Source organism: Candidatus Cytomitobacter indipagum, from assembly GCF_008189285.1.
Taxonomy (GTDB): Bacteria; Pseudomonadota; Alphaproteobacteria; order CAJXXZ01; family 1604HC; genus Cytomitobacter; species Cytomitobacter indipagum.
In genome coordinates, this window is the sequence record NZ_CP043315.1 from 580,666 (window position 1) to 605,572 (window position 24,907).

Consider the following 24,907-nt stretch of genomic DNA (forward strand, 5'->3'; position numbering starts at 1 on the left):
TATACAATATTGGAATTTCATTTATAGTTTTGTATAATCTTAATTTACAAAAGACGCATTCATCAACTTTGCTCTATTAAACTTAATATCTTGATTATCTGAATACGATTGATCATCACCAGATGGGAAGAAAACTCTGCTTCGTTTTGTGCTTAACTTAAATTGTATTTCAGGAATTATGCTAAACTTATACATATAGTGATGTATTTTCTTGCCATCTACATCTTTAGCGCTACTATCTCTTAAGTATTCCCATTTATTTACAACGCCATGCCAACATTTAGTATCTAGACCAGGTATTCCAATACTTAATCCAAGTCTAACTTTCTTGCCAACCATATTTTCTTGCTTATTTTTAAAAGATCCTGATCCATTTACACAAAAAGCTTCAGATAAACCTTCTTGTATATTTAAAACAAACACATGACCAACATAGTCTTCTGGTTTATCGGTTAAGTCATAGTTAAATGTTGCGACCCATTCTATATTATACGGATCAGCTTTCTTTTGCTTCTTAGAATCAGGCTCTACCTGCTCTTGCTTATTTTCTACTTTAACAATACGACGATTATCTTCAACTACTACAGTAGATTGAATGTCATCATCACTTCCTCTTTTTCTTTTACCACCAGATATGTTTTGCATTTTGACAAAGCATAGGCTTCATTGATTAAGATTATCTTAAGATTTCTTTAAATTCTCAACATAGTTTTTAGCAAAAACTTCTGCTTTTGGCATAACATAAGATTTTACAAATGCATCGATGTGTTCTTTGGCAGCTTCTCCATGTTTAATATAATAAATGGTCGTGCCTTGCGAAGCATTGCATATATTGAATGATATTTGATTGATATTAAGTTGATTGTCTTTATTTTCTTCATTTATCTTACCAAGCTCTTTACTCAAAGCAACTGCAATGTATTCATTAAATATGAAATGGTATAAATCGTCTCTTATATATGTTCTTGTCATTGCAATTTTATCTGATTCATCTAGATCTTGGCTAACTTTAGGAGCTTTAGACTTATCTGACCACATTGCATCTGTTTCTTCTTGGCGCATCTTCTTGAACTTAGCTTTGTATTCTTCAAATATAGGATCTATTTCTAAATCTAAAGCACTTAATAGATATCGAATAGTGCTTGCTTCTTCTTGATCGCTAGGACATCTTAGATCACATAATCTTATATAAGAGCATCTGTCATAATCTGCTATTATATCAAGCATGAATTGAAAGCATTGCTCTTCATCTTGAGAAAAAAGTTCTTTCAAATCTTCATTATCTACATGTCTTCTAGCTCCTAATCCTGAAAGACATTGTCTCAAAGCCCCTCTCATTTTTCTAACCTTTTGATCTCTTTGGTACAGGAATACATCTTCCAGATCATCTTTATCTGTTGGGGGATTGATGTGAAACTGTGCTCTCTTTGCTTCTAGCTTCCAGTCCACTACCTCACCATTCTCATGACTCTTTAGCAAGTAATCTGCAAACTCAATCAACTCGCTTAGCTTAGATTGATGTATATCATCGGCCATCTGCTCTATTGCTGAAGTTAATACAGATGCATCTTCTGGAAGATTCGATTTAATCTCATAAATATATCGCACTATCATATATTCTGTTTTGTCATCAAATGATGATAATTTATAATCCAGCATATTTTGCAATCCCTGCTCATCATACTTTTTGAGCGAAATAACAAAACTATCATCATCATTACCTTTAGACATTTGCAAATATATCATCAATTTATACTTGCCATTAGATTCATTTGGGCACAATTTCTTAGTTTCATCTAAGTATTCTTCATACAATTCTTGAGTATAGAAATCAAAACGATTTTCATCATTTGAACTTTCTGATTTCTCATCTATATCAACTCTGCTAGGATTTTCACTCAAATCCCCTTCTCCAGCAAATATAGACTCTCTCGCTCCAACTAACATCATAGCTAGTATCAAAATTCTCAGGTTCTTCATAACAACCCCCCTAAATTACTACAATCTTACCCCACAAAAAGTAATTGTCAATGAAAAATGATGTTTGACTAATAAATTAACCAATAAAAGGTAATTCTAAATTCATTTTTAATGTTTTAATGTATATTAATGCCTAATTCAATGCATTTCAAATTATCGACAAATACATTACGTAAATGCAGTTCTTTTAGATTGTTTTTTGTCAATACATGTTGTAACATTCTTTTGCGGGGCGTAGCGCAGTCTGGTAGCGCATCTGCTTTGGGAGCAGGGGGTCGGAAGTTCGAATCTTCTCGCCCCGATTGATTAGGAAGAGTGGCCGAGTGGCTGAAGGCGCATGCCTGGAAAGCATGTATACGGTTTCACCGTATCGAGGGTTCGAATCCCTCTTCTTCCGTATTAGTCGCCCGCAAAAATCTAAGAATAAAAGAGGGAAGAACGAAACGAATGGAATGAGTGGAAGTTAAATCCCTCTTCTTCCGTATTAGTCGCCCGCAAAAATCTAAGAATTAAAAATAAGATTTTGAGAGAAAACGATAAATAGAAGTTAACTGAGCGCAGCGAAGAGAGTAAATTTAAATGTAATGCAAATTTATCAAGAGAGCGTAGCGAGCTGGAATGAGATTTTGAATTAAATGAAAAATTTAGTCATAATTAAAATATGCTCAACGAACTATGTCAAGTAAATTTGTTTTTTGGTTATTCAAAAAATTACTATAAATCTCATATAATTTGCTAAAATATAAAAACTTTTTTCATTTCTCATTGTTATTAAATCATTTAAAATTTCTAACAATTATAAATCTGCTATTTTAACCCTCTATACAAATCAAGAGCCTTGTTTCTGGAATCTGCTAAATCAACAATGGGATTTGGATAAGTTTCTCCCAAAATTATTCCAGCTGATTTTAAAACTTCCTCAGTAGCCTCCCAAGGCTTAAACAAATATTTATCAGGCAAATTACTTAATTCAGGTACAAATTTCTTAGTATAATCACCATGTTTGTCAAATTTTTCTCCCTGAATGATTGGGTTAAAAATCCTAAAATATGGAGACGCATCAACCCCACTGCCAGCAACCCATTGCCAGCTTGCGCTATTATTAGCAAGATCTGCGTCAACCAAGCAATCCCAAAACCAATCTCTTCCTTCATGCCAATGAATATTTAAATTTTTTACCAAGAATGATGCAGTCACCATTCTAATTCTATTATGCATATATCCTGTTTTCCATAACTGACGCATTCCTGCATCAATAATTGGATATCCAGTATTTCCATATTGCCATGCTTTTAAATGCTTTTCATTACTCTTCCATGGAAAGTTGTCAAATTTACTATTAAAATTATCTTTATGAATATTCTTAGAATGGTGCAATAAGTAACATGAAAACTCTCTCCATATTATTTCACTTAAAAAATGATCTATATCGCAATCTATTGCATGCAACTTTCCAACATTGCTAATATATTCCCAAACTTTAGAAGGAGATATTTCGCCAAAATGTAAATGAGCAGATAACAGAGATGTGGAATTTTTTGCTGGATAATCTCTATCTTTTTTATATCCAGAAAGCTTGTTTTTTACAAAATAACTAAACTTATTTTGCGCTGCCATCTCTCCTATATCGCATGATTCTAAAATTTTTTGATGCCATTTTTCCTTCATCGGAATTAAATCTAGATCCAACAAAGTGGTTTTATTTTCAATATCTTTGATAGTGCTGATTTTTTTTAAATTTTCTACTGCCTTGCGCGGAGAAAGCAAGTAAGACTTATTTTTATATGCAGAAAAAACTTTATAATAACTTTGATCATTTTTTAATATATCATCTGGATTCCACAAATAATTACTGTTGAATTCTTTATAATTAACAAATCTTTTATTGCAAACCATTTTAACGTCATTTGCTTGCATTGCGCTCCAAGGCTCATAACATAAATTGCAAAAAACATTGCTAACATTATATTTTTCAATAATTTCTTCAATAATCTTACTTGACACTCCTGAATATATATTAAGGTTTCCATTTAAAGACTTGTTTAACATATCAAGTGAATGATGCAACCATATCTTGCTAGCGCTGCCAATTTTAAATGAGTCAGGAACATAGTAATCATCTAATATATAAATAGGAAGGATGTCTCCTAAATTAGATGCTGCAACAACAGATAAATTATCAGATAATCTTAAATCCTGCCTAAACCAAGCTATGGAAATCTTTTTCACAATACCAATATAATTGAATATAATTATTTTTAGCAATTAGTTACGCATTATTTCAATATTTATTGCATGCACCATAGGAAACAAGTAAAATTTAATAAATATATTCAATAGATTTAGAGTGAAACGCGAAAAATTTAAATTAAACTCTTCTTCTTTTATATTAAATCACACGCAAAAATCTAATAATCAAGAAGAAAAAGCTAAAGAAATAGAGCAAGTGAGAACTAAACCCTTATTCCATTTTAACTATTTGCAATAACTAAAAACATATAAAGTTATCCTCAAATAATTTAAAATCAATAAAGCCAAATCAAAAAATGCTTAACTTTAACTTGATATATTGAGCCTTTTTATTTATAATCTCGTTGTTGGAGGTCTCTAAATGAGAATTTACGGTTTCGTCTTGCCTAAAAATAAAGTTTTTAGATATGCTTTGAGAGCTATCTATGGCGTTGGTGAATATAGAGCTAGACTTATATGCGAAGATATGAAAATAGAAGACTCTGTTAGAGTGAAAGACTTAGATGATTCACATGCTGTGCAATTAGGTAAAACTATTGAAAAGCATGGATTTGTTATTGGTCCTGATCTTCAAAGAGAAATTAATGAAAATATCAAAAGACTGCAAGCAAATGGTAGTTTGAGAGGCAGGAGACATCTATATGGACTTCCTGTTAATGGACAAAGAACCAAATCAAATGCTAAATCTGCTAGACGTAGAAAGAAAGTGATGTAATGGTTAGAGTAACTAAAAGAAGTAAAAAAGAAATTCATTCTCATGTTATGGTTCATATCAGTTCAAGTTCTAATAATACTATAATGACAGCTTTTTCAGACAAAACTAAAGCTGTTGTTGCATGGTCTTCCCCTGGTGCAGTTGGATTTAAAGGAGCTAGAAAAGCTACCCCTTTTGCCTCACAAGCTGCCGCAGAAGACCTATCTAATAAAATGGATGGATTTAGCGTAAAAAGCATATCTATTATATTTAGAGGGTTAGGAAATGGTAGAGACGCTGCATTGAAAACATTTCAAACTAGAGGATTCATGGTAAAAACAATAGCAGATAGAACTAGTTTTCCATTTAATGGAGTTAGAATGCGTAGGAGACGTCGTGTCTGATAAGAATATAATGTTAAATTCTTCATTTACTGAAGAACAAGACTCATCTTTTGTAAGTTCTAATAATAAAAATACAGAATCTGTTGTTTTTGGACCTCTGGATCCTGGATATGGAGTTACTGTAGGAAACTCTATTAGAAGAGTTTTGCTTTCTTCAATTCCTGGATTAGGATTAGTTGGGTTCAAAATCAAAGGCGTTAACAATGTGTTTTCATCTATTGATGGAGCTCATGAAGATGTTAAATACATAGTTATAAACATGAAAAAAATGATATTTAAATCCAATTTAAATGAATTTACCATGTCATTAAAAGCTAAAGATGGTCAAGTTACAGCTGGAATGTTTTCTTTAGTAATCAATAGAGAGAAAATTTCTTTTGATTCCCTAAACTCAGCTAAAGATGAAGACTTGTCTGATGATTTGAATTTTGATGAAAGTGAAAGCTCTTCTGATAATTTAGATTCTGAAGAATCCAATGAAAATGAAACAAATGATGATAGCTCAAAAGAGGTTGAGTCTAGCGATATTGCTGACGAACTAGATGATTCTGATTTATCTGTTGAGATTTTAAATCCTGATCAACATATATGTCATTTATCCAAAGACACTGAAATTGAGATTGAGATTTTTGTTAAATTAGGAAAAGGATACGCTTCTTCAAATTCATTAGATATTCCTGATGGGTTTATCAAAGTTGACGCCTCTTTTAGCCCAATAAGAAGGGTAGCTTGTGAAATAAGCAATGTTAGAGTTGGTCAAAGAACTGACTATGATCAATTAACTCTAAATGTAGAAACAAATGGAACCGTTCAGTCTTCAGTTGCTGTTAATAAATCTTGTTCTATTTTGCGAGACTTGTTTGATGAGCTAATGAATCAAAACCAATCTGAAAAAAGTGTTGTGGATCAAGATGACACAGTTGACGAAAGATGGTCTCATGAAATTAGCTCTGCATTAAATTTGTCCAATAGAGCTCAAAATCTTATAGATGCCTTGGAATTTGTTTATATAGGAGATCTTGTTATATCAAATGAAAAGCGCTTGCTTTCTGTAGCTGGATATGGAAAGAAAACTATCAGTGAAATTAAAGATTCTTTGTATGCTAATTATAAATTTTACTTAGAAACTAAAATAGATAATTGGGAAACAATAAGACCTAAAGGAGTGTTATAATGCGTCATTGCGTAAGTAAGGTAAAGTTAAATAGAAAACAAGGAAACAGAAAGGCTTTGATTATGAATCTTGCCAGATCTCTCCTTTTGCATGGAAAAATTCATTCTACTAAAGCAAAAATAGCTGCTTGCAGGCCTTTTGCAGAAAAGATGATCACCTTAATGAAAAAAGGCGATCTAGCTTCAATAAGAAGATTAGTTGGTGTTTTTAGAAGCAAAGAATATGTTAAAGAGGTTTCTCAAAAAATTTCTGAGATGTATAAAGACAGAAATGGTGGATACACCAGAACTGTTAAAATTGGATATCGTCAAGGTGATGGAGCTCCAATTTCTGTTATTGAATTAGTATAATTTCATTCGAAATTATAATAAAACTTTAAGTAAAAGTAGATTTATATTAGTTTTTAGCTTAGTTAAGAAGGAAATATAAATTATTCGTTTGATTTTTTTCAGCAAACTATAATAATTATCAACTGATTGTCAATTATTTTATATCGCTATTTCATTGTGAAGCTATCATTAAATGCATGATTCTTATCTTATTTTTTTTCAATCTACTTTTCTATAATTTCATTTAATTATGCTTTATTGGGATCATTTGTATTTTTCTACAAACCTCAACAAATTCCATTTATTTCTTTAGATTGAATGAATTTTTTTACGATTCAAATCAAAACAACGAAAAGTTCAAATTTATATCATGAATTAAAAAATAATGAGAACTTATTAAAATTGGATTTAGATTATTAGGATTGAAAAGTGTCAAAAAAAATCATATAGAAAACTATGCAAGATAATCGCATAAGAAAATGAATTTGCGATCTATTTATCAAAAACTCATAGAGACAACAAAGGTTAATTAGAAAAGGTAGTTCATTTTAAGGCTTTAATTTATTATTTTGCAAAAGCAATAACAAGCCAATGAAAGTCGCATAAATCAGGCCAATCATATCATTTCTTGTATTTATTTATAGATTTTAATTTATAATTTAATTTTGGATTTTTTAAATTAATAAACAATCTCTTGTTTTTTTATTTAGACTCTATCTTGAAGAGCTCAATAAAAATCACTAGATCATAAATTGTAAATAGCATTTATTTTCCATTCTATCAAAGAAAAAACCTCAAACACTATGTTAAAATTTATATTAAGATATATTTTATATCATTTGCTTGTGTGCAATCAATTAACAGCATTAGAAAACTTAAACAAACTTAAACAAACTTAAACAAACTTAAACAAACTTAAACAAACTGAGATTCATTGTAAATTTATTCAGAAGAACGATGTAAAAAAGCATTGTGAAATAAATTTCACATTTCATAAACAATTAAGCAGATGTGTGTTAATAAAAAAACATATGAATAAAACTAATATATGAAGCGTGTTTATTTTTTGCTCATTGCCATGAATTTTGCTTCGCATACTTTAGTATCATCTATGAACCCTGTTCCTGTAAATTGAAAAATAGATCCTCTTCCTTTTTCTTGATTTACAATAAACTTAACTGTATCATTTTCCTCAACTGGCTTTCTAAATTTCGCCTGATCTATGCTCATAAAAGCAACTCCTGAAGGTTTTTTTTGCCCTTCTTTTTCATAAGAGTATGCAACGCATAGAGTAGCTAATTGAGCCATAGCTTCTATCAATATAACTCCAGGAACTACATGATAATCAGGAAAATGCCCAACAAAAAAATTCTCACTTGAGGAAAAAGTTCTGTACCCTATTGCTGATTTCCATAATTCTACTTCCTGAACTCTATCAAGGAATAAAAATGGATCTCTGTGAGGTATTAAAGCTTTGATTTGATCGATATTAAGCAAAATCAATCCTCTTCTGAATTTGATTCAGCGATCATTTCATCTGTTGCATCTTGCACATCTTCAGAATGAGCAACCACATGATTTGCAGGCAATATGATAGATCCATTTTTCTTTTTTAATATTTTTTTACCAGCTCTTCGCATTTTTTCACCAAGATCATTTAATGCTTTTTGGTGCATTAATTCCATTTCATCTGCTTTTGCATCAATTTCTGACTGGAAATCTTGTTTCTGCTTTTGTAATTTTTTTTCTAACTCTTTAATTTCATTCTTTTGAGCTTCGCTTTTTGCAATTTTCTGCTTATTTCTTAGCTCTTCTTCCATCTTTTTAAGATTTTTCTTTTTTTCTTCACATTCTTTATCAAATTCAATTTTTTCTCTTTTAAGTCTTTGTTGTAATTTTCTAATTATATTTGATGAATAAGCAATCTTCTCCATATCAATAACCAAAATTCCAGACCGTTCAGATTTATTATCAGAAGAAGTTGTGTCTGCCTGTGAATTAAGCACGCAACAAACAAGCGAGCAAATTATGACCTTATGTAACATAGATCCTCCTAATTAATAGATTAATCTAAATTGATCTCTATTTAAAGTGCCAAACGAAATTGAAAGCTGGTTAGGGTGAAAAATGCAAAACTGTATTGAGAGTAAGAAAAATAAAATGGCAAAGCTATAAAACTAAGCGCAATAAGTTGCTCCAATCAGGAAAAATGATGATTTAAAAAATATAGCAACTAAACTACTGAGTCAAACCTATATTAAAGCTTTGAAATGAATTAAGTGGAGACTTCCCTCCGCAAATAGGGTAGTTTAACGATATTGCCATTTTTAGCACAGCTACCTTAAATTCCATTCCTATTCCACAAGAAGAAACTATCTTAAATTTATTTTGAGATATATCTGCTGTATTTTTATCCCATCCTCTCATTTCGCATAATGATTCAGGAACTCTTCGCGCGCTTAATCCACAATCCCACAGCGACCCAATATCTGCAAACGCAAACCATCTTGCTTCAAATGCTTTAGGAAGCATTAAAGGGGCATTAAACATAATTCCAGAGCTTAAAAATTTCTTTCCTCCAAGAACATTATACCTAATCGCATCTCTTGGTCCATGAATATCAAATCCCCTTATATTTGCAGATTTAAAATTATCCATCCAGCTGTAATTATAAATTGGCGTAATGTGCCCACCATTTACTTCTAATGAAACATTGTATTTCTCTCCATAATATCTTGTTATCTGCATTCTTATATTATTCTTAAGAAAATTAGAAGTTCCAACATTAATAGTTGATCCTATTTTTGTGCTAAAAGTGTATTTTTCCGCTAAATCAGACATGGAAAATGCATGACCAATATTAAGAGCAACTTGACTCTTATGCTTGTCAAATTTCTTTATATCTTTGTCAAAAAATCTTGTAATTCCCACACCCTTTGAATACATTTCATCTGAATCTTTAGCGTATGTAGAGTTATCCACTACTTCTATATGCTTAAAACTTGGAGAAATTGACAATGAAAGCCCATGCTTCTTATGAGAAGAATGAATTCCTGCTCTAAACTCTATGCCTTTTGTTTTTGTTTCTATGGTTTTTGAATTTTCAGACCAATAAACTTTTTTGTCGTCTTTTTCTACTTTGTCTGGCTTTTTTTCTGATAAAGATAACTTGGCATATTTATCATTTTCTGTATTCTGAGTTTTTTCAAGTATATCTGAATACCTAATTCTTTCTGACAATATTCTATAGCTATCTGGAGATTGATCTGACCAAGTATTGAAATTGATTCTATTGTCTATAAAAGAGTTGTCTTCTACAGCTGGAAGAAAAAATACATCTGCTCCTGCAAAAACATGAACAGGCTTTCCATTTACAAATCTTTCTTCAATCTCAAAGCCAAATGACCTTGATTCTCTAGATATAGACACATTGCTCTGCAAGCTTTTTCCCAATCCTAAGAAATTAACATCGCTATACCCAAACGTAAATGAATATTCCATCTTTTTCTGCAATGCAGCGCTAAGTTTAAATACCAAACTTCCAGTGCTTTTTTCTTTATAATCCATAATAAGGTCGGAATTATCTTTGTTATCCTCAACGTTTATTTGAACATTATCACAAAATCCAGACCAAACAAGATTCTTTTTAGTTCTTAAAATTTCTTTGTCAGAAATAATATCACCAGGATTTAATGTAATTCTCTTCAAAATGACATCAGTATGAGTTCTAACATTTCCGTTGATAATAATATTGTTCAGTATTTTTGGCTTTTCCTCTTCGGCGTTAAATTCTATACTAGCTTCATTGTTCTTTTTGTCAATTTTATGATTTACTTTATAGTTTCTCCCATACTTATATGCAAGTCTATCTTTAATTAATTGCTTCGCCTTGTTGATCTTTTCATGTGAAAATAGATCTTTGCATGCTATCAATTTCTTTATTTCTTGTAATAGAAAAGCAGCATAATTCTTTTCTATGCTTGACGAAATACTTACATTTTTTACCGTATATTGCTTTCCTTCAAATAAGTTCACAACTAGAATTTTTTCATTTTTTACTTTTTCCACTGTCATAGAATTTACTCTAAAATCTAAATAACCTAAATTATAAGCGTGCCCTTCAATTTGCTCTTTGCTTTGATCTAACGATGAAAAGCTAATGCTCTTTGTGATAAATAACTTTAAAATAGCTCTGTGTTTTTTAGCAATCTGATCATATAAATCTTCAGTGCTAATTTCTTTGTTTCCAATAAAAATTACCTTATTTATGTTTTTAGGCTTTTCAACCATTACAACAAATTTCAAATCAATTTTCCCATTTTCTTCATTGGAATATGATTTAACTTCAACATAAGATGTCTCTTCCATGATTTGATACTGCATTCTTATTGTTTCTTCAGTTGCTTTAATGGTTTGCGGAGACACAAAGCTTCTTTTTTTTAATTTAGTTAAAGCCTCCCACTCTATTGGGTTTGAATTTTTTACTTCGTAAGTCACTTTTCCTAAAATAGGAAACTCTTTCACGCTTACAATCCATTGGTCATTTTTTCTACTAACTTTTATGTCTTCAAAATAACCCTGTTCACTTAAAGAAGAAATAATATCGTCTTTGTTTAATTCATCTATAGAATCCAATATTGAAACAATCAAATCTTTTGATATTCTTTTATTTCCAGAAATTACATAAGATCTCTTGCTATGTTTTTCCATAACATCAATTGATTTAGATGAAGAGTCGCAATTTAAAGTGATTCCAGAAGTTAGAAGAAATAAAAATATAAAGAGACTCACAATATCATTCCTTTTAAGTCTGACAACATTATAAGTATCATGATCCCTAAACCCAAATACATTGTAGTGTAGCAAAATATTTGAGCTAATTTGCTGCTTATTAAATTGAATAACTCGTATGCTATTCTTCCTCCATCTAAAGGCAAAACAGGTAATAAATTAATTACACCCAATCCTGCAGAAAGCATGATAAGCCACATTAAAATATCTTTATATTCATACTTAGACACAACAGAATTGGTTGCCTTAAGAACCTTTAATGGACCTCCAATTCCTTTTAATGACATATTTTTGATTGATAGAATAAGATTTTTTGCATTAAGATAAAATAGCATATAAGAATACTTTGTCCCTTTTGCGATAGATTGAATAAATCCAATTTTTTTATATGAAATTTTGCTTTCAATATTCTTGATGCCTTCTATTAATTTTTCAGTTTTATCAGCAAAAATGACTTTATATCTAGCAACCCTAGCTTCATCTGAATTACTTGATTCAATTGTTTCTTGAGAAATTTTTGCACTATCTAATAGATTTTCTTTTTGTTGAAATTGATCATTTAATTTATTTATTGAAATAATTTCCTGATTATGAAGATATAATTTTTGCTCTTGAGTTCCAAATTGTAAAAACAAAAATGATGAAACTAGTGCAGAAAAAACAAAATTTCCCATTGGCCCACCTAAATATAGAATGATTTTTGATAAGAATTTTAAATTCCCCTCTTCGCAATGAACATACCCTCCTAGTGGAAGCATTTTTATTGTCCATTTCGTTTGTCTTTTATCTGTATAAGAAATAATATCTGGACCAAACCCAACAGAGAATTCCTTTACTGTAGCCTTGTTCATTCTTGCAACTAGGTAATGTCCTAGTTCATGAAATATAACAACTATACTTATTGATAACATTGTAAAAATTAAATTGAATACATTATGATGCATGATGCATTTTAACCAATAAATCAATATCGATCAAGGAAGCGATTTGTATTTTTAAGACTTTTTAACCTTGATTTCATTCTCATTTGCATGTCTTATTAATCACATATGCCTAGAAAATAAATATTGCAAAGCCAAAAATTAACTTTGTCTTATCTAGAGATTGATTAGTTTTGTTTGTTTAAGCCAGCTTTGATCAAGTTATCAAATAACGGATGCGGGTTATTTAAATAAGTCTGAAACTCAGGATGAAATTGAACTCCAACATAAAATGAATGATCCTTGATTTCAAATCCTTCTAGCAAGATATTATCTGGAGACCATGCAGATAAATTAAAAACTTTTTCCAACGCTTCTCTGTAGTGCAAATGATTTACTTCATATCGATGTCTATGTCTTTCGCTAACTATTCCATCTTGCAATCTATCCTTATACATCTCCTGCATTTTGCCAGACATTTTGCATGGATACTGTCCCAAACGCATTGTTCCACCTTTAACGTTTTCCATGCACTCATCTATTAGTCCAATTGCAGGGTTTTCTATGTTTTTACAAAACTCTGAAGAATTAGAATCAATGTTTACAACATTTCTCAACCCTTCAATGACCATAAGTTGCATTCCAAGGCAAATTCCTAAGCATGGAATATCATTCTCACGAGCAAATTGAAGAGCATTGATCTTTCCTTCAGTTCCTCTTCCGCCAAACCCTCCAGGGACTATAATGCAATCAAACTCTTTTAACTCTTCAGTTGCCAAGCAATCTGAATTAATTGCAACTACATCAGCTTTGCATCTATTATACATCGCTGCATGCTTTACAGCTTCAATGACTGAGCAATATGAATCATTGATTTTGTTATATTTTGTAATTAATGCAACTCTAATATTTTTCTCATAATGAAAAGATGGCATGCCTATTTCTTGTTTGGTCAGATGTTTGGTCATTTTTTGTTTAAAAAACTTACAAATTTTCGCATCCAATCCATCTTCATAATACTGCTCTAAAACATCATACAAGGATTCTTGATCCCAAGCTGGAAACACCATCTCCTCATCTAAATTAGCAAACATAGCAATCTTCTTTTTCCATGATAAGTCGCCATAATATTTAGTAGATCTACACAAAATAATATCAGGCTTAATTCCAAATTTCTGTAATTCGCTTACAGAATGCTGTATTGGCTTTGTTTTAAATTCTTCAGATTTTTTAAGAAATGGCATCAATCCAATATGCAAATACATAACATCACAAGATCTGGATTTTTGTCTAATAGATTCTAAAAATGATAATCCTTCTATATCTCCAACCGTTCCTCCAATTTCACAAATCAAAAAGTCTGTATCTTCATCAATATTTGAAGTAATTCTTTCCATGATCATATTTGTAACATGAGGTATAATTTGCACAGTTTCCCCTAAATAATCACCTCTACGCTCACCTTGGATAACTTCAGAAAAGATTTTTCCAGAAGTTATATAGTCATCTTTAGTGCATGTAACTCCTGCAAAACGCTCATAATTACCAATATCCATATCAGTTTCTGTTCCATCTTCAGTCACAAAAACCTCTCCATGCTGATCAGGGCTTAAAGTACCCGCATCAACATTTAAATAAGGCTCTAACTTTCTCATCCTAACTTTAAAGCCGCGTTTTTTCAGCAATAAAGCAGTCATAGATGCAGTAACTCCTTTTCCTAATCCAGACATAACTCCACCAGTAATGAATATAATTTTTAAAGACATATTTTTTTATTCCTATTTTACTTAATTATTTGACCTGATGAATCATCTTCTGAATCAGAATTTTTACCTTCATCAGAATCACTTTCATCTTTTTCTTCAGATTTGCTTGGATACTCAGAAATCTCCGCTGCATTGCTTTCAACCTTAACAGAAGTTTCAGTTTCAAATTCTTTATTTAATGCAATTTTTTGCTTTTTGATCATTATTCCAATGACCAAACATAAAAACACAAACATACCATATAAGAAATAAGTCAATTTTGTTAAAAAGGTAGACATTGCTCTAGGAGTCATGAATTTAGACTGACTCATGCTAACGGCATCCTCTCCTTTTTGCAAAAAAACTAAAATCGACAAACTTAACACGACTACCAAATAGATAGACCATACGACACTCAACATAAAAACATTTTATAAGAAATGAGCGACATGCGCAATTGAAATTACTAAAATCTTTAGCTTTCTACAAAGATTCTTTAAACTTTAACAAAAAAACCTGCTTAATAGCATTTAGGTTGCTGCAAATATATTAGTGATTTTGGAAAGAAAGCTCGTTTTGCACTATTTATTGCAAAGATTTTTATAACGTAGAGATAAGAACCTATTTTATACCTTGAAGTTTGACGCAAAGATCTTGGTAATTTGGTGGAAGATCTTGGCCAATAAACCAATTCATTAGTTGATCTAAGTAATGTTTGACTTTAGGTCCGGGAGCAATGTCAGCAATTTTCATAATATCTTGACCAGAAAAATAAAATAAATTTTCTTTCCATATATCCAGAAATGACAAATCAGATAACCTTCCTTTCAGGATAAATCCATCGTCCCACAAATCTCTAGGGGCATTATTGATCCATTTTACATAATCTTTCTTGCAATTCATGTTTGGTAAATCTCTTAACAATTGCACATTTCTTTTTTGCAAATTGGACAATTTAACATCATCAACACTTCCCTTGAAAGACGCAAACTTACATAAAGCAGAAGATTTAAGATTTAAGATTTTTTCTTGGGATATTATTCTATCTATTACTTCAAAATCTGGAGATGGAAAATCACAGTAGTTCCATAAATTAATTTTATCCATTAACTTTAAAGTGAAAAGAAAATTATCTGCATGAAGCAATTTTATCATTTCTACAATGCATCTTTCTCTAGCAATGCCAGTCAAATTTGACACATATTTACCGCATGATTCAAGAGATTTTACATCATGCTCTTGTCCATAATGAGCAAGAAAACGAAAAAATCTTAAAATACGCAAATAATCTTCTTGTATTCTTTGGTCTGGATCTCCTATAAATCTTATCATTCCTCTTTTTATATCTTCCAATCCGCTTGTATAATCATATATTTTCCCATCAAGGTCTGAATATAATGCATTGATTGTAAGGTCTCTTCTTTTTGCATCCTCTTCCCAAGATTTAGAAAATTCAACTTTTGCATGACGTCCATCTGTTTCAATGTCAACTCTAAGCGTTGTAACTTCAAAAACATCTTTGTCCATTATGCAAGTTACAGTTCCATGCTGCAAACCAGTAGGTATAACTTGAAATCCAGCATCCTTAGCAAGCTTCATTACTTCCTCAGGCAAAAGCGAAGTTGCAAGATCCACTTCATCATTGAATGTTTTTTTCATAATATGATTTCTCACACAACCGCCAACTGCCATACATGGATTAAGAGTTTTCATAAGTTTGTTTAAATTGTCATTGTTGAGCCATTTAACCATCGAAAGACTCGCATTTTACATTCATTAACTTACAAAAATTATTTCCAGTAATTTGAGCAAATTCTGCCTCATCAATATTTTTAAGTTGCGCAATGTATTTTCCCACATAAGACACAAATGCTGGCTCATTAGATTTTCCACGATGAGGTGCTGGAGCCAAATATGGAGCGTCAGTTTCAATTAATATTCTGTCTAAAGGAACAAATTGCGCTATTTCACGAACTTGATTTGCATTTTTGAATGTTATTATTCCTGAAAAAGAAATCATCCAACCTAAATCCAGAACTTTCTTGGCAAATTCCATAGATCCAGTATAGCAATGAGCAATCCCTTTAATTCCATCGTACTTTTTAATCATTGCAATTGCATCATCTTCAGCATCTCTCATATGTAAAACCAATGGTAATTTGTGCTTATGCGCATAGGCAAGCTGAATATCAAACCCTGCAAATTGCTTCTTTAAATTACTTCCTTTAAATCCATCTAATCCACATTCTCCAATTGAAACAACATTCTTCCTTCCTATCCATTCTGAAAGATAGCTCTCTATTTCTTGTATATCTTCAATTCTTTCATCAAGAGGATGCACGCCAACTGCAAACCATAAATTATCACGCAAATAACTGTAAGTTTTATCCAAAGTTCCTATAGTTGTGCTTATGCTCATTGCACCTACAACTTGGTGTGTTTTCATATTCTGAAATACTTTTTCTATATCATTTGACATAGGCTCATAATCTAAATGACAATGGCTATCTATCCATTTTATTGGATCAATTGTTTTATTAACAAAATTCATTGAACAAATCATATCTTTATCATTAAATTCAAGCAACGCTTGTGTTTGACTTGCATACAAGTGTAGAATTGTTTTAAGGCCGAGTGGCAGAATGGCTTATGCAGAGGATTGCAAATCCTTTTATGTCGGTTCGATTCCGGTCTCGGCCTTTTCAAACACCTTATAGACTATCCATATCATGATGTATAAAATAAAGATGAATGAAAAGAATATATGCATGTTCAATAATTGTTAATATGATTTTAGGATTAGCTACATTTAAAGCTTATGTAAAATATTATAATTTGAAATGTCAGTCAGTAAATTATAGAACATCATCCAGACAAATAAAGCATAATCAAATGTGTGTTTTGCAATCTCAGCCAGAGTGGTATCATTTTGGACCAATTAGCGCAAAAGCTATGTATACATGGTTTTATAACGAAGATATTAAATGTAAAATTACTGGAAAGATTGAAAATAATGAATATATTACATACAATATTTCTCTAAAATCTAGCAATCACAAAAACATGGCGAATGCTATTGAAAATGTTCCGTTTGGAAACTTTCTTGTTTATACAATTATTCACGAAGGTGATTACATTACATCAAATGGGTCCATTACATTTAGCAAGCTAATAAGGGATCAAAATTTTAAGGAAAGAAATGACATTGACCTTAAATTGAATGCAATTATTAAAAGCAATGAAACATGGCAAATTCGCTTGAATGAAGATTGGATTAATAGCAATCAAAAAAATCCATGGGATATTGATATAGTTGATGTTCAACATGACCGTATTAAAGTTCAATGGAAAATACTAGGGAAAATTAATAAAGAAACAATAAAGTTGAATCAAAAAATTGAATTAAGATATGAATACGATGCATGACATATAAATACAGCATATTGCTTCCTGAATCATGGACAAAAGATAACTTTTATACATATACCTCAGAACAATCCATAGAAAATGGGTCATTTGTTGTGGTTCCTGTAAAAACAAAAAAAGCTACAGGGATTGTTATGGGCACAGATTCAGAAAATAACTTTGATGGATTGAGGGAAATTACAGAAATTCTTTCGTATAAATTAAATGAACAGGTGATAAATTGGATTATTGTATCAAGCAAATATACATTAATTCCAATGAACCAAATATTGAAAATGATTCTCGTGTCTAATAAAAATACCAAACCTGGATATCTCGAAATTCAATCAGAGGTTAATGATTTAAAGCCAGGTAAATACCCTATCGAAATGCTTAAAATGCATTGGAATAAAGTTAGAGCAATGATGAAAGAGGGAGTTATCACAGAAACAGAGTTTCCTTCTTCTGATATTCCTATGGAGCAAGATTTTTTCTCTCCAGATCAAACAAAAGCTATTAATAGCATTCAAGCAATTACCTCAGGCACTGTTCTTTTAAAAGGGTCCACTGGATCTGGGAAAACAAATGTATATTTTGAAATATTGCATAAAATATGGCAACAAGGGAAGCAAATACTTATCCTAGTTCCTGAAATATCATTAACATATCAGCTAATTGAAAGATTTCATGAAAGATTTAAAGTTTATCCATATAGATGGCATAATTCATGCAAACAACCAGTTTGGAATTGGGCTGTAAGTGGAAAACCAGGAGTTGTTATTGGAGTAAGATCAGCTCTATGGATTCCATTCTCAAATCTAGGCTTAATTATTGTAGACGAAGAGCATTCAACAACATACAAGCAGGAAAATGGCCCTCGTTACAATGCAAAAGACATAGCTATACTTAGAGCAAAATCAGAAAATATTCCAATAATTCTTGTTTCTGCTACACCTTCTCTTGAAACAGTAAAAAATATCAGAGATAAAAATTATAAATGTGTAGAACTTGAACGAACAATACCAAATAAATTAAATATAAAATTAGTAAAAACAAATAAATGGATGTCTGATGATCTAAAAAAGCATATTCAAGAAACTTTGGAAAGAAAAGAGCAAGTAATGTTATTTCTAAATAGAAAAGGGTTCTCAACACATATACATTGCACTACATGCAATAATAGACTGTTATGCAAATCATGCACTGCTGGATTAATATTCTACAAAAATAATTACACCCATTGCAGCTACTGCTCTCAAAAACAACTAATGCCTAAGGTATGCCCAGAATGTCAGTCAGAAGATTCATGGAAATTCTATGGAATGGGAATAGAGAAGATACAAGATCAATTATGCGAAATATTTCCAGATCATAAAATCTCGCTATTGAGCAGTGACACTACAGAAATAATTGATGAAACAATGCATAAAATGCAAAATAATGAAATTGACATATTGATAGGAACTCAAATTCTAGCTCAAGGATGCCACTTTCCTAATTTAACATTAGTTGGAATCGTGCAAGGAGATATTGGTGCGCATTCTGGAGATATTAGAAATACAGAAAGAATGTATCAATTGATTTCTCAAGTCAAAGGAAGATGCGGAAGAGCAGATAAGCCAGGAACAGTAATTATACAGAGCGCAGATGACAAGCATCCGCTTTTACAAGCAATTGCTCAGGAAAATACTAAAGAGTGGCTAGATCAAGAGCTGTCTATAAGACAAAATCATAATTTGCCTCCATTTTCTAGAATGATAAGAATTATTATTGGGTCTAAATCAGCTGCTTTGACAGAAAAAATAGTCATGAATATAAAAAAACCTACAATTCTAGGAGTAGAAATTATGGGGCCAGCGCCAACTCAATTACATAAATACAACAATGATTATCGATGGTCATTTCTAATTCAGTATAGCAAAAACATATTTCCTCAAGCAAAAATCAAGCAATGGATAGATGGGTTTCGACTGCCAAAAAATGTAAGATTAACAATTGATGTTGATCCACAAAGCTTCTTTTAATCAAGCAGAATAAAAAGCTCTTTTAGAGAAACAAAGCTCTTTAAATCTTTTTTAAGAATGCATAAAGCTTCTTCTAATTGCATAAAACTTCGAGGAATATATAAAACTTCTTCTAATTGCATGAAACTTCGAGGAATATATAAAGCTTCTTCTAATTGCATGAAACTTCGAGATTTTTTAGACATGCATAAAGCTTTAAAACTTCTTTTGGCCTCTTTAATCCAATTCATTAATTTAACCCAATAACAAATTTATTAAAAACTTATTTTGTAATTTTTTTGCAAAAAATTATACTATTATTTTGTTAAATCTAAATCATTCTTTTGTTAGAGCTGAATTTCAATGAAAAAACACTATTTTCAAATTTAACATCTCCAGATATCCACATAACTACAACAAAATTCTTATCATCAAATTTTCCTGCACTAACTTTTGGATTAATTAATCTTGGCTCATACTCCATAATATCTCTCTCAATTTGAGAAGAAAGGGAGCTCAACTTATATGAATCATATGGATTGTTTGGCACATCAATCCTAATGTTAGAAGAAGAAATAGATTGCTTATCAACTATGCATTCTATTTCGTGAAAAATAGAATCGTATAATTCTTGAATAGATTCATATCTTTCTACTGGATTAATTTGTATTCTTTCAAATAAAGCTGGTTTCATATATAAGCATTTACTATATAAAAACTAAATAAATATAAATATTTTACTTATAGCTTAAATATAAGCGATATTAAACGTTTTATTGCCTTCATAATGCTTTTTATCAATAAACCTCTTAACATTTCTTAACCTTCTTTTTTGTCTTTCTCTTCACTTGGTTCTTCTTGATTTTTAGTTGGATTTATCATTCCATGTAATTTTCTCTCAATTTCATCGCATACTTCGGAATTCTCATAAAGATATTCTTTAACCGCTTCTCTTCCTTGTCCAACTTTTGTGTCTCCAATTGAATACCAAGAACCAGATTTTGTAATTAAATCATACTTCACACCTAAATCAACAATCTCTCCTAATTTAGAAACTCCTTCTCCGAAAAGTATTTCAAATTCTGCTATTTTAAGAGGAGGCGCCATCTTGTTTTTTACAACTTTAACTCTAGTTTGATGACCATAAACGCTATCATTTTTCTTTAGTGCAGCAATTTTTCTTATATCTAATCTAATTGAAGCATAGAATTTCAAAGCATTTCCACCAGTAGTTGTTTCTGGACTTCCAAACATAACACCTATTTTGTGTCTAATTTGATTAATAAATATCACAATGCATCCTGATTTTTTAACAACTCCAGTTAGCTTTCTCAATGCCTGACTCATCAATCTTGCATGAAGTCCCATATGGCTATCTCCCATATCTCCTTCTAGCTCTGCCTTAGGAACTAAAGCAGCAACACTATCTAAAACAATAACTTTCATAGATTGAGATCTTACAAAAGTATCTATAATTTCTAACGCTTGCTCACCAGTATCTGGTTGAGAAAGAATAAATTTATCACCACTAAGGTTAACGCCTAATTTCTTAGCATATTCTGGATCCATCGCATGCTCTGTATCTACGAAAAGACATGTTCCATCTTTCTTTTGGGCCTCAGCAATTACTTGCAAAGCCAAAGTTGTTTTTCCAGAACTTTCAGGTCCGTATATTTCTATAACTCTACCTGTTGGAAAACCTCCAATTCCAAGAGCCAAATCAACTCCTAGAGACCCTGTCGAAATTACTTCCAAATCTAAGTCTCTTTTCTCATCCAGTTTCATTACAGACCCTTGTCCATGAGCTTTTTCAATGCTTTTAATGGCAGCTTCTAATGCTATTTGCTTTTCAGTTTTATTCATTGTTTTCATTTTAACTTTTTTAGAACAAACAAACAATTAGGAATAAGAAAAATATGACGATTTATTCATTAATATATTTCTTCGCATAAACTAAAATGAATCGCATAAATTAAATAGAAGTAAACGCATCAATTAATAATGAAATAGTGATAAATTATCAATTTTTTAGCTCTTTATAATCTTTGTAAAATTTATCAAATAGAGATTTAACATCACTTCCTTTTAAATCATTATGCATAACTTCTCCTACAAATGAGCAAATGTATTTTTGATCTGGAAATCTTTTTATAAATGCAATTGCAGAATGCTTTGCCTCACTTAGCTGATGATTCTTAATATTCATAACTCTATTAAATCCTTCATTGTAATTTCTAGACTGAGAACTTGTACATGTTAGTATGAGATCTCCAATACACGCCTGATTATATATCATATTACTTTCTAAATTTAACTTATTAAATATTTCATTTATTTCTTCTATTACAAGTGAAAACATAGATGCTGAAAAATTCTTACCTAACTTTAATCCGTCAATTATTCCAAAGAAGCATGCATATATATTTTTCAATGCCCCCAATAACTGTATTTCAATTTTATGATGAGAAAACTTCACATTCATATTTTTCCATTTCATTACTTCTGGAATCTCTGAATCTGCACCAAGAACAGAACAGGTCTCTAAATTTTGAACTAATTCTGATGCAAAATGAGGCCCTGCAAAAACTGCCCACTTTAACCCTATTTTATCTGCCCATTCTCCAATTAATTTTCCATTTTCTAAAAAACCCTTAGATACAAATATTATAGTTTTTTCTTTTTCATCCAAAACATCAGGCACTGCGTAAGAAGGAACAGCTGGAATTACAAATTCATAATCTATATCTGAAATGACAAAACCTGAATTCTTTATCACATGCCTTAGCGCTGTTCCAAAAGATCCGCTTCCAATAATTTTAAACATACCAAAATTTTATATTAATGATCATTAATTATGTAGGGCAGAGTATTTTGCTATCACATTTCATATTTAATTTTTTCTTTACGATCTATTGTATAAACCCACATCTCCTTACTTAATTCACTTTTCTCTTTCATAAAAATAAAGCTTAATTTTCTATTTTATAGAAAACAATGCTTGGATTTAGTAAAATTTTGACAAAAATCTCGCATCTTAACTTATTGCATTTCTTGAACTTTTTCTGATAATTGAGTGATGGTAAATGGCTTTGGAAGAAATTCATCATAATCGAGGAATTGTGCTTTTACTGTATCTTCATCATATCCAGAAATAACAAGTATTTTAAGATGTGGAAATAACTTCTTAGCCTCCATAGAAAGTCTTCCTCCATGCAATTCAGGCAAAGAAGCATCTGTAATCATTAAATCAAATTCATCATCTTCATTTGCTTGTTTTTTTAACTTTTCTAAAGCTATTGCTCCGTTATGAGCTTCAGTTATTTTGTGCCCTTTTTTCTTTAAAGCATGGCATATAATTTTTCTTATCCCGGCTTCGTCTTCTACAATTAATATTTTTTTGCTCTCAGTTACCACTTTCTCGCTTTTTTTAGTTTCTTGTTTTTTGATTCTTACTACAGGAAGAAATATAGAAATTGAAGTTCCATCTTTATTGCTTTGTATGTCTATTTTTCCATTAACATTTTTAACAATTTTAGCTATATTTGACAGCCCAAGCCCAGTTCCATTTTCTTTTGTGGAAAAAAATGGATCAAAAACCTTCCTTTGATATTCTTTTGGTATTCCGCATCCATTGTCTGATACAGAAACTACCACATAATTATCTCCGTCCAACCTATCTTCTCTTAGGCTTATCTTTATATTCCCTGTATCTTTCATTGCATCTTTACTGTTTATGATCATATTTATAATGATTCTCTCTAAACTACTGCTAGACATTTGAATATTATGATTTGTTTCACGTAAATCAAATTCAGTTTGAATATTCTCATCAACCAACTTGCTAGCTATCCTGCTTAGATCAGACATTACATTATAAGGATTGCAATTTTCTATATTATTATTAGACACAAACTTAACTAATTGTTTTGATAAATCTTGAGCATTTTGTATATGACGCATAATCTCTTCAACTTCTTCATGTATTTCTGTATTTTTTGTTTTCTCAATCAAAATTTCACAAAATCCACTAGTTGCTGTAAACATATTATTAAAATCATGACTTATTCCTGCAATTAATTGGCCAAGCGATTGTAAATGTTGAGCATTTATCATTTTGTATTTAATTTCATTAATCTCGCTTTTGTCTGTAAAAGACATGATCCACGTAGAGCAATTAGTAGGTTTATATTTGACCAATACAGTTTTATCATTATCTAAATTCACTTCGCTAGACATTTCAACTGCCTTTAAAATATTTGGATTAAAATTAAATAAATTGGATAAATTTTGTTTTTCTACAGCTGTATTGAAATATTTTTGCAACTCTGCATTAAAATGAACTATATTTCCATCATTATCTATCACAGCCAATGGAGATGGTATGTCAGCCAAGAAGTTGTCATTTGTATATGGGAAAAATACCACATGATATTCTTTTTTGGAAATTTGCAAATAATTCAATTCCCATTTATTGTTAAATTTTTCAGTAATAATTTTATCATGATCATGAGAAATCTCTACTATATTAGAGAATGTCTCATTAATTTCTCCATCAAATATAATTTTAAACTCTCTATTAAAATCTAATAGTTTCCCTTTTTTGGATACAATTGCACAAGGATAAGTAAAGCAATTGTGATATCTATTTCTATTTGCAAAGCAAAACCAATTTATCATATTTTTTATCATTCCTAATTATTTTTTAATATAACAGATTTTATGGAAAATTGTATTAATAACTTGTTAACGAGGTATTTGAACTCTCATGCCATTTAATTCTTCAGTAAGAATTACCTGACATCCTAATCTCGATGTATCTTCTAGTCCAGAAGCAACCTCTAGCAAATCTTCTTCGTCTTCACTTGCAGATTTATCATCAGATTCAAGAATATTGAATGATTTCTCATCTAACACTACATGACATGTAGAACACGCAAGAGCTCCTCCACATGAACATGGTATAGGTATGTCATTATTCCTAATAACATTTAGTAAAGTTTCGCCAATATTTGCTTCGCATTCTTTCTCACTTCCATCGGGAAATACAAAAACAACTTTTATTTGTTCATCTTCCTGTATTCCATGCAATGTATCGATTTTGTTTTCATTCATAAGAAAATTATATATGCAGCATTAAATTTTTAATAGTGGAGATATTTTAAAGCTATATTCTAAAATGGATAAATTGATCTGACAAGAGTCAATAATTACT

23 protein-coding genes and 3 tRNA genes are annotated in these 24,907 nt (G+C 30.8%); 9 read left to right on the top strand and 17 right to left on the bottom strand.

What is annotated here, in order from left to right; genetic code table 11:
• Positions 1–39 precede the first annotated feature (39 nt).
• Together FZC35_RS02620 and FZC35_RS02625 are read right to left on the bottom strand one after the other, a co-directional pair.
• The gene (locus tag FZC35_RS02620) at positions 40–645 is read right to left on the bottom strand and encodes a hypothetical protein (RefSeq protein WP_148981092.1); all 606 of its coding nucleotides are present in this window, start codon (positions 643–645) and stop codon (positions 40–42) included.
• Between the two features lie 36 nt (positions 646–681).
• Complete coding sequence (locus FZC35_RS02625; protein ID WP_148981093.1) at positions 682–1,980, bottom strand: hypothetical protein; 1,299 nt, start codon at positions 1,978–1,980, stop codon at positions 682–684.
• Between the two features lie 228 nt (positions 1,981–2,208).
• On the opposite strand from FZC35_RS02625, the gene FZC35_RS02630 reads away from it, so the two are divergent.
• Together FZC35_RS02630 and FZC35_RS02635 are read left to right on the top strand one after the other, a co-directional pair.
• Positions 2,209–2,282, top strand: a tRNA-Pro gene (locus tag FZC35_RS02630).
• Between the two features lie 7 nt (positions 2,283–2,289).
• Positions 2,290–2,377 (top strand) — tRNA-Ser (locus FZC35_RS02635).
• A 410-nt stretch (positions 2,378–2,787) separates the two neighbouring features.
• Here the strand turns inward: FZC35_RS02635 and FZC35_RS02640 are convergent.
• Positions 2,788–4,209 carry a cryptochrome/photolyase family protein gene (locus FZC35_RS02640; protein ID WP_216362648.1) on the bottom strand — a complete coding sequence of 474 codons (1,422 nt, stop codon included), beginning with the start codon at positions 4,207–4,209 and terminating at the stop codon, positions 2,788–2,790.
• A gap of 382 nt (positions 4,210–4,591) precedes the next feature.
• Here FZC35_RS02640 and FZC35_RS02645 point away from each other — a divergent pair, with 382 nt between their 5' ends.
• From FZC35_RS02645 to rplQ, 4 genes are read left to right on the top strand one after another with little or no spacing between them, the layout of a single operon-like run.
• Complete coding sequence (locus FZC35_RS02645) at positions 4,592–4,945, top strand: ribosomal protein uS13 (protein ID WP_148981094.1); 354 nt, start codon at positions 4,592–4,594, stop codon at positions 4,943–4,945.
• Positions 4,945–5,328 carry a 30S ribosomal protein S11 gene (gene rpsK, locus FZC35_RS02650; RefSeq protein ID WP_148981095.1) on the top strand — a complete coding sequence of 128 codons (384 nt, stop codon included), beginning with the start codon at positions 4,945–4,947 and terminating at the stop codon, positions 5,326–5,328. The genes FZC35_RS02645 and rpsK overlap by 1 nt, the downstream gene beginning before the upstream one ends.
• Positions 5,294–6,502, top strand: coding sequence for a DNA-directed RNA polymerase subunit alpha (locus tag FZC35_RS02655; protein ID WP_148981096.1), 1,209 nt, complete (start codon positions 5,294–5,296; stop codon positions 6,500–6,502). The genes rpsK and FZC35_RS02655 overlap by 35 nt, the downstream gene beginning before the upstream one ends.
• Positions 6,502–6,852: a 50S ribosomal protein L17 gene (gene rplQ, locus FZC35_RS02660; protein ID WP_148981097.1), complete on the top strand. Its 351-nt coding sequence runs from the start codon at positions 6,502–6,504 to the stop codon at positions 6,850–6,852. Before FZC35_RS02655 ends, rplQ begins: the two co-directional genes overlap by 1 nt.
• Before the next feature lie 1,038 nt (positions 6,853–7,890).
• Here the strand turns inward: rplQ and fabZ are convergent.
• From fabZ to FZC35_RS02700, 8 genes are all read right to left on the bottom strand, one after another.
• Positions 7,891–8,334, bottom strand: coding sequence for a 3-hydroxyacyl-ACP dehydratase FabZ (gene fabZ / locus FZC35_RS02665; protein WP_172619037.1), 444 nt, complete (start codon positions 8,332–8,334; stop codon positions 7,891–7,893).
• A complete protein-coding gene (locus tag FZC35_RS02670) occupies positions 8,331–8,876 on the bottom strand; it encodes an OmpH family outer membrane protein (protein WP_148981099.1) in 546 nt (181 codons plus the stop codon). Before FZC35_RS02670 ends, fabZ begins: the two co-directional genes overlap by 4 nt.
• A 193-nt stretch (positions 8,877–9,069) precedes the next feature.
• Positions 9,070–11,622, bottom strand: a complete 2,553-nt coding sequence (locus tag FZC35_RS02675; RefSeq protein ID WP_148981100.1) for a BamA/OMP85 family outer membrane protein — start codon at positions 11,620–11,622, stop codon at positions 9,070–9,072.
• The gene (locus FZC35_RS02680) at positions 11,619–12,533 is read right to left on the bottom strand and encodes a M50 family metallopeptidase (RefSeq protein WP_172619038.1); all 915 of its coding nucleotides are present in this window, start codon (positions 12,531–12,533) and stop codon (positions 11,619–11,621) included. Before FZC35_RS02680 ends, FZC35_RS02675 begins: the two co-directional genes overlap by 4 nt.
• Before the next feature lie 197 nt (positions 12,534–12,730).
• Entirely contained in the window at positions 12,731–14,308 is a 1,578-nt protein-coding gene (locus tag FZC35_RS02685; protein WP_148981102.1) for a CTP synthase, read from the bottom strand.
• Positions 14,309–14,325: 17 nt separating this feature from the next.
• Positions 14,326–14,709, bottom strand: coding sequence for a preprotein translocase subunit SecG (gene secG, locus FZC35_RS02690; RefSeq protein ID WP_148981103.1), 384 nt, complete (start codon positions 14,707–14,709; stop codon positions 14,326–14,328).
• 199 nt (positions 14,710–14,908) lie between these two features.
• Positions 14,909–16,039 (bottom strand): CCA tRNA nucleotidyltransferase, encoded by a 1,131-nt coding sequence (locus tag FZC35_RS02695; protein WP_148981104.1) that lies wholly within the window; start codon positions 16,037–16,039, stop codon positions 14,909–14,911.
• Positions 16,032–16,838 (bottom strand): TatD family hydrolase, encoded by an 807-nt coding sequence (locus FZC35_RS02700; RefSeq protein ID WP_172619039.1) that lies wholly within the window; start codon positions 16,836–16,838, stop codon positions 16,032–16,034. The genes FZC35_RS02695 and FZC35_RS02700 overlap by 8 nt, the downstream gene beginning before the upstream one ends.
• Positions 16,839–16,915: 77 nt before the next feature.
• Between FZC35_RS02700 and FZC35_RS02705 the strand changes: the two genes are divergently transcribed.
• From FZC35_RS02705 to priA, 3 genes are all read left to right on the top strand, one after another.
• A tRNA-Cys gene (locus tag FZC35_RS02705) sits at positions 16,916–16,987 on the top strand.
• A 51-nt stretch (positions 16,988–17,038) separates the two neighbouring features.
• The gene (locus FZC35_RS02710) at positions 17,039–17,713 is read left to right on the top strand and encodes a hypothetical protein (protein ID WP_148981106.1); all 675 of its coding nucleotides are present in this window, start codon (positions 17,039–17,041) and stop codon (positions 17,711–17,713) included.
• Positions 17,710–19,716: a replication restart helicase PriA gene (gene priA / locus FZC35_RS02715; RefSeq protein WP_148981107.1), complete on the top strand. Its 2,007-nt coding sequence runs from the start codon at positions 17,710–17,712 to the stop codon at positions 19,714–19,716. Before FZC35_RS02710 ends, priA begins: the two co-directional genes overlap by 4 nt.
• Here the strand turns inward: priA and FZC35_RS02720 are convergent.
• The 6 genes from FZC35_RS02720 to FZC35_RS02745 all read right to left on the bottom strand — a co-directional run bounded on the left by FZC35_RS02720 (position 19,713) and on the right by FZC35_RS02745 (position 24,807).
• Entirely contained in the window at positions 19,713–19,946 is a 234-nt protein-coding gene (locus FZC35_RS02720; protein WP_148981108.1) for a hypothetical protein, read from the bottom strand. The genes priA and FZC35_RS02720 overlap by 4 nt on opposite strands.
• Before the next feature lie 80 nt (positions 19,947–20,026).
• Entirely contained in the window at positions 20,027–20,389 is a 363-nt protein-coding gene (locus FZC35_RS02725; protein WP_148981109.1) for a GPW/gp25 family protein, read from the bottom strand.
• 125 nt (positions 20,390–20,514) lie between these two features.
• Positions 20,515–21,567: a recombinase RecA gene (gene recA / locus FZC35_RS02730; protein ID WP_407078983.1), complete on the bottom strand. Its 1,053-nt coding sequence runs from the start codon at positions 21,565–21,567 to the stop codon at positions 20,515–20,517.
• A 148-nt stretch (positions 21,568–21,715) separates the two neighbouring features.
• Positions 21,716–22,519 (bottom strand): NAD(P)H-dependent glycerol-3-phosphate dehydrogenase, encoded by an 804-nt coding sequence (locus FZC35_RS02735; protein ID WP_148981111.1) that lies wholly within the window; start codon positions 22,517–22,519, stop codon positions 21,716–21,718.
• A gap of 215 nt (positions 22,520–22,734) precedes the next feature.
• Entirely contained in the window at positions 22,735–24,372 is a 1,638-nt protein-coding gene (locus FZC35_RS02740; RefSeq protein ID WP_172619040.1) for a hybrid sensor histidine kinase/response regulator, read from the bottom strand.
• Between the two features lie 66 nt (positions 24,373–24,438).
• On the bottom strand, positions 24,439–24,807 hold the full coding sequence (locus FZC35_RS02745; RefSeq protein ID WP_148981113.1) for a 2Fe-2S iron-sulfur cluster-binding protein: 369 nt from the start codon (positions 24,805–24,807) through the stop codon (positions 24,439–24,441).
• Positions 24,808–24,907 lie beyond the last annotated feature (100 nt).

What these genes read in the sequence shown, in the direction of transcription:
- FZC35_RS02620 (WP_148981092.1), bottom strand. Translation starts at nt 645, where the DNA reads ATGCAAAACATATCTGGTGGTAAAAGAAAAAGAGGAAGTGATGATGAC.
- FZC35_RS02625 (WP_148981093.1), bottom strand. Translation starts at nt 1,980, where the DNA reads ATGAAGAACCTGAGAATTTTGATACTAGCTATGATGTTAGTTGGAGCG.
- FZC35_RS02645 (WP_148981094.1), top strand. Translation starts at nt 4,592, where the DNA reads ATGAGAATTTACGGTTTCGTCTTGCCTAAAAATAAAGTTTTTAGATAT.
- rpsK (WP_148981095.1), top strand. Translation starts at nt 4,945, where the DNA reads ATGGTTAGAGTAACTAAAAGAAGTAAAAAAGAAATTCATTCTCATGTT.
- FZC35_RS02655 (WP_148981096.1), top strand. Translation starts at nt 5,294, where the DNA reads ATGGAGTTAGAATGCGTAGGAGACGTCGTGTCTGATAAGAATATAATG.
- rplQ (WP_148981097.1), top strand. Translation starts at nt 6,502, where the DNA reads ATGCGTCATTGCGTAAGTAAGGTAAAGTTAAATAGAAAACAAGGAAAC.
- FZC35_RS02670 (WP_148981099.1), bottom strand. Translation starts at nt 8,876, where the DNA reads ATGTTACATAAGGTCATAATTTGCTCGCTTGTTTGTTGCGTGCTTAAT.
- FZC35_RS02680 (WP_172619038.1), bottom strand. Translation starts at nt 12,533, where the DNA reads ATGTTATCAATAAGTATAGTTGTTATATTTCATGAACTAGGACATTAC.
- FZC35_RS02685 (WP_148981102.1), bottom strand. Translation starts at nt 14,308, where the DNA reads ATGTCTTTAAAAATTATATTCATTACTGGTGGAGTTATGTCTGGATTA.
- secG (WP_148981103.1), bottom strand. Translation starts at nt 14,709, where the DNA reads ATGTTGAGTGTCGTATGGTCTATCTATTTGGTAGTCGTGTTAAGTTTG.
- FZC35_RS02695 (WP_148981104.1), bottom strand. Translation starts at nt 16,039, where the DNA reads ATGGTTAAATGGCTCAACAATGACAATTTAAACAAACTTATGAAAACT.
- FZC35_RS02700 (WP_172619039.1), bottom strand. Translation starts at nt 16,838, where the DNA reads ATGAATTTTGTTAATAAAACAATTGATCCAATAAAATGGATAGATAGC.
- FZC35_RS02710 (WP_148981106.1), top strand. Translation starts at nt 17,039, where the DNA reads ATGAAAAGAATATATGCATGTTCAATAATTGTTAATATGATTTTAGGA.
- priA (WP_148981107.1), top strand. Translation starts at nt 17,710, where the DNA reads ATGACATATAAATACAGCATATTGCTTCCTGAATCATGGACAAAAGAT.
- FZC35_RS02720 (WP_148981108.1), bottom strand. Translation starts at nt 19,946, where the DNA reads ATGAATTGGATTAAAGAGGCCAAAAGAAGTTTTAAAGCTTTATGCATG.
- FZC35_RS02725 (WP_148981109.1), bottom strand. Translation starts at nt 20,389, where the DNA reads ATGAAACCAGCTTTATTTGAAAGAATACAAATTAATCCAGTAGAAAGA.
- recA (WP_407078983.1), bottom strand. Translation starts at nt 21,567, where the DNA reads ATGAAAACAATGAATAAAACTGAAAAGCAAATAGCATTAGAAGCTGCC.
- FZC35_RS02735 (WP_148981111.1), bottom strand. Translation starts at nt 22,519, where the DNA reads ATGTTTAAAATTATTGGAAGCGGATCTTTTGGAACAGCGCTAAGGCAT.
- FZC35_RS02740 (WP_172619040.1), bottom strand. Translation starts at nt 24,372, where the DNA reads ATGATAAATTGGTTTTGCTTTGCAAATAGAAATAGATATCACAATTGC.
- FZC35_RS02745 (WP_148981113.1), bottom strand. Translation starts at nt 24,807, where the DNA reads ATGAATGAAAACAAAATCGATACATTGCATGGAATACAGGAAGATGAA.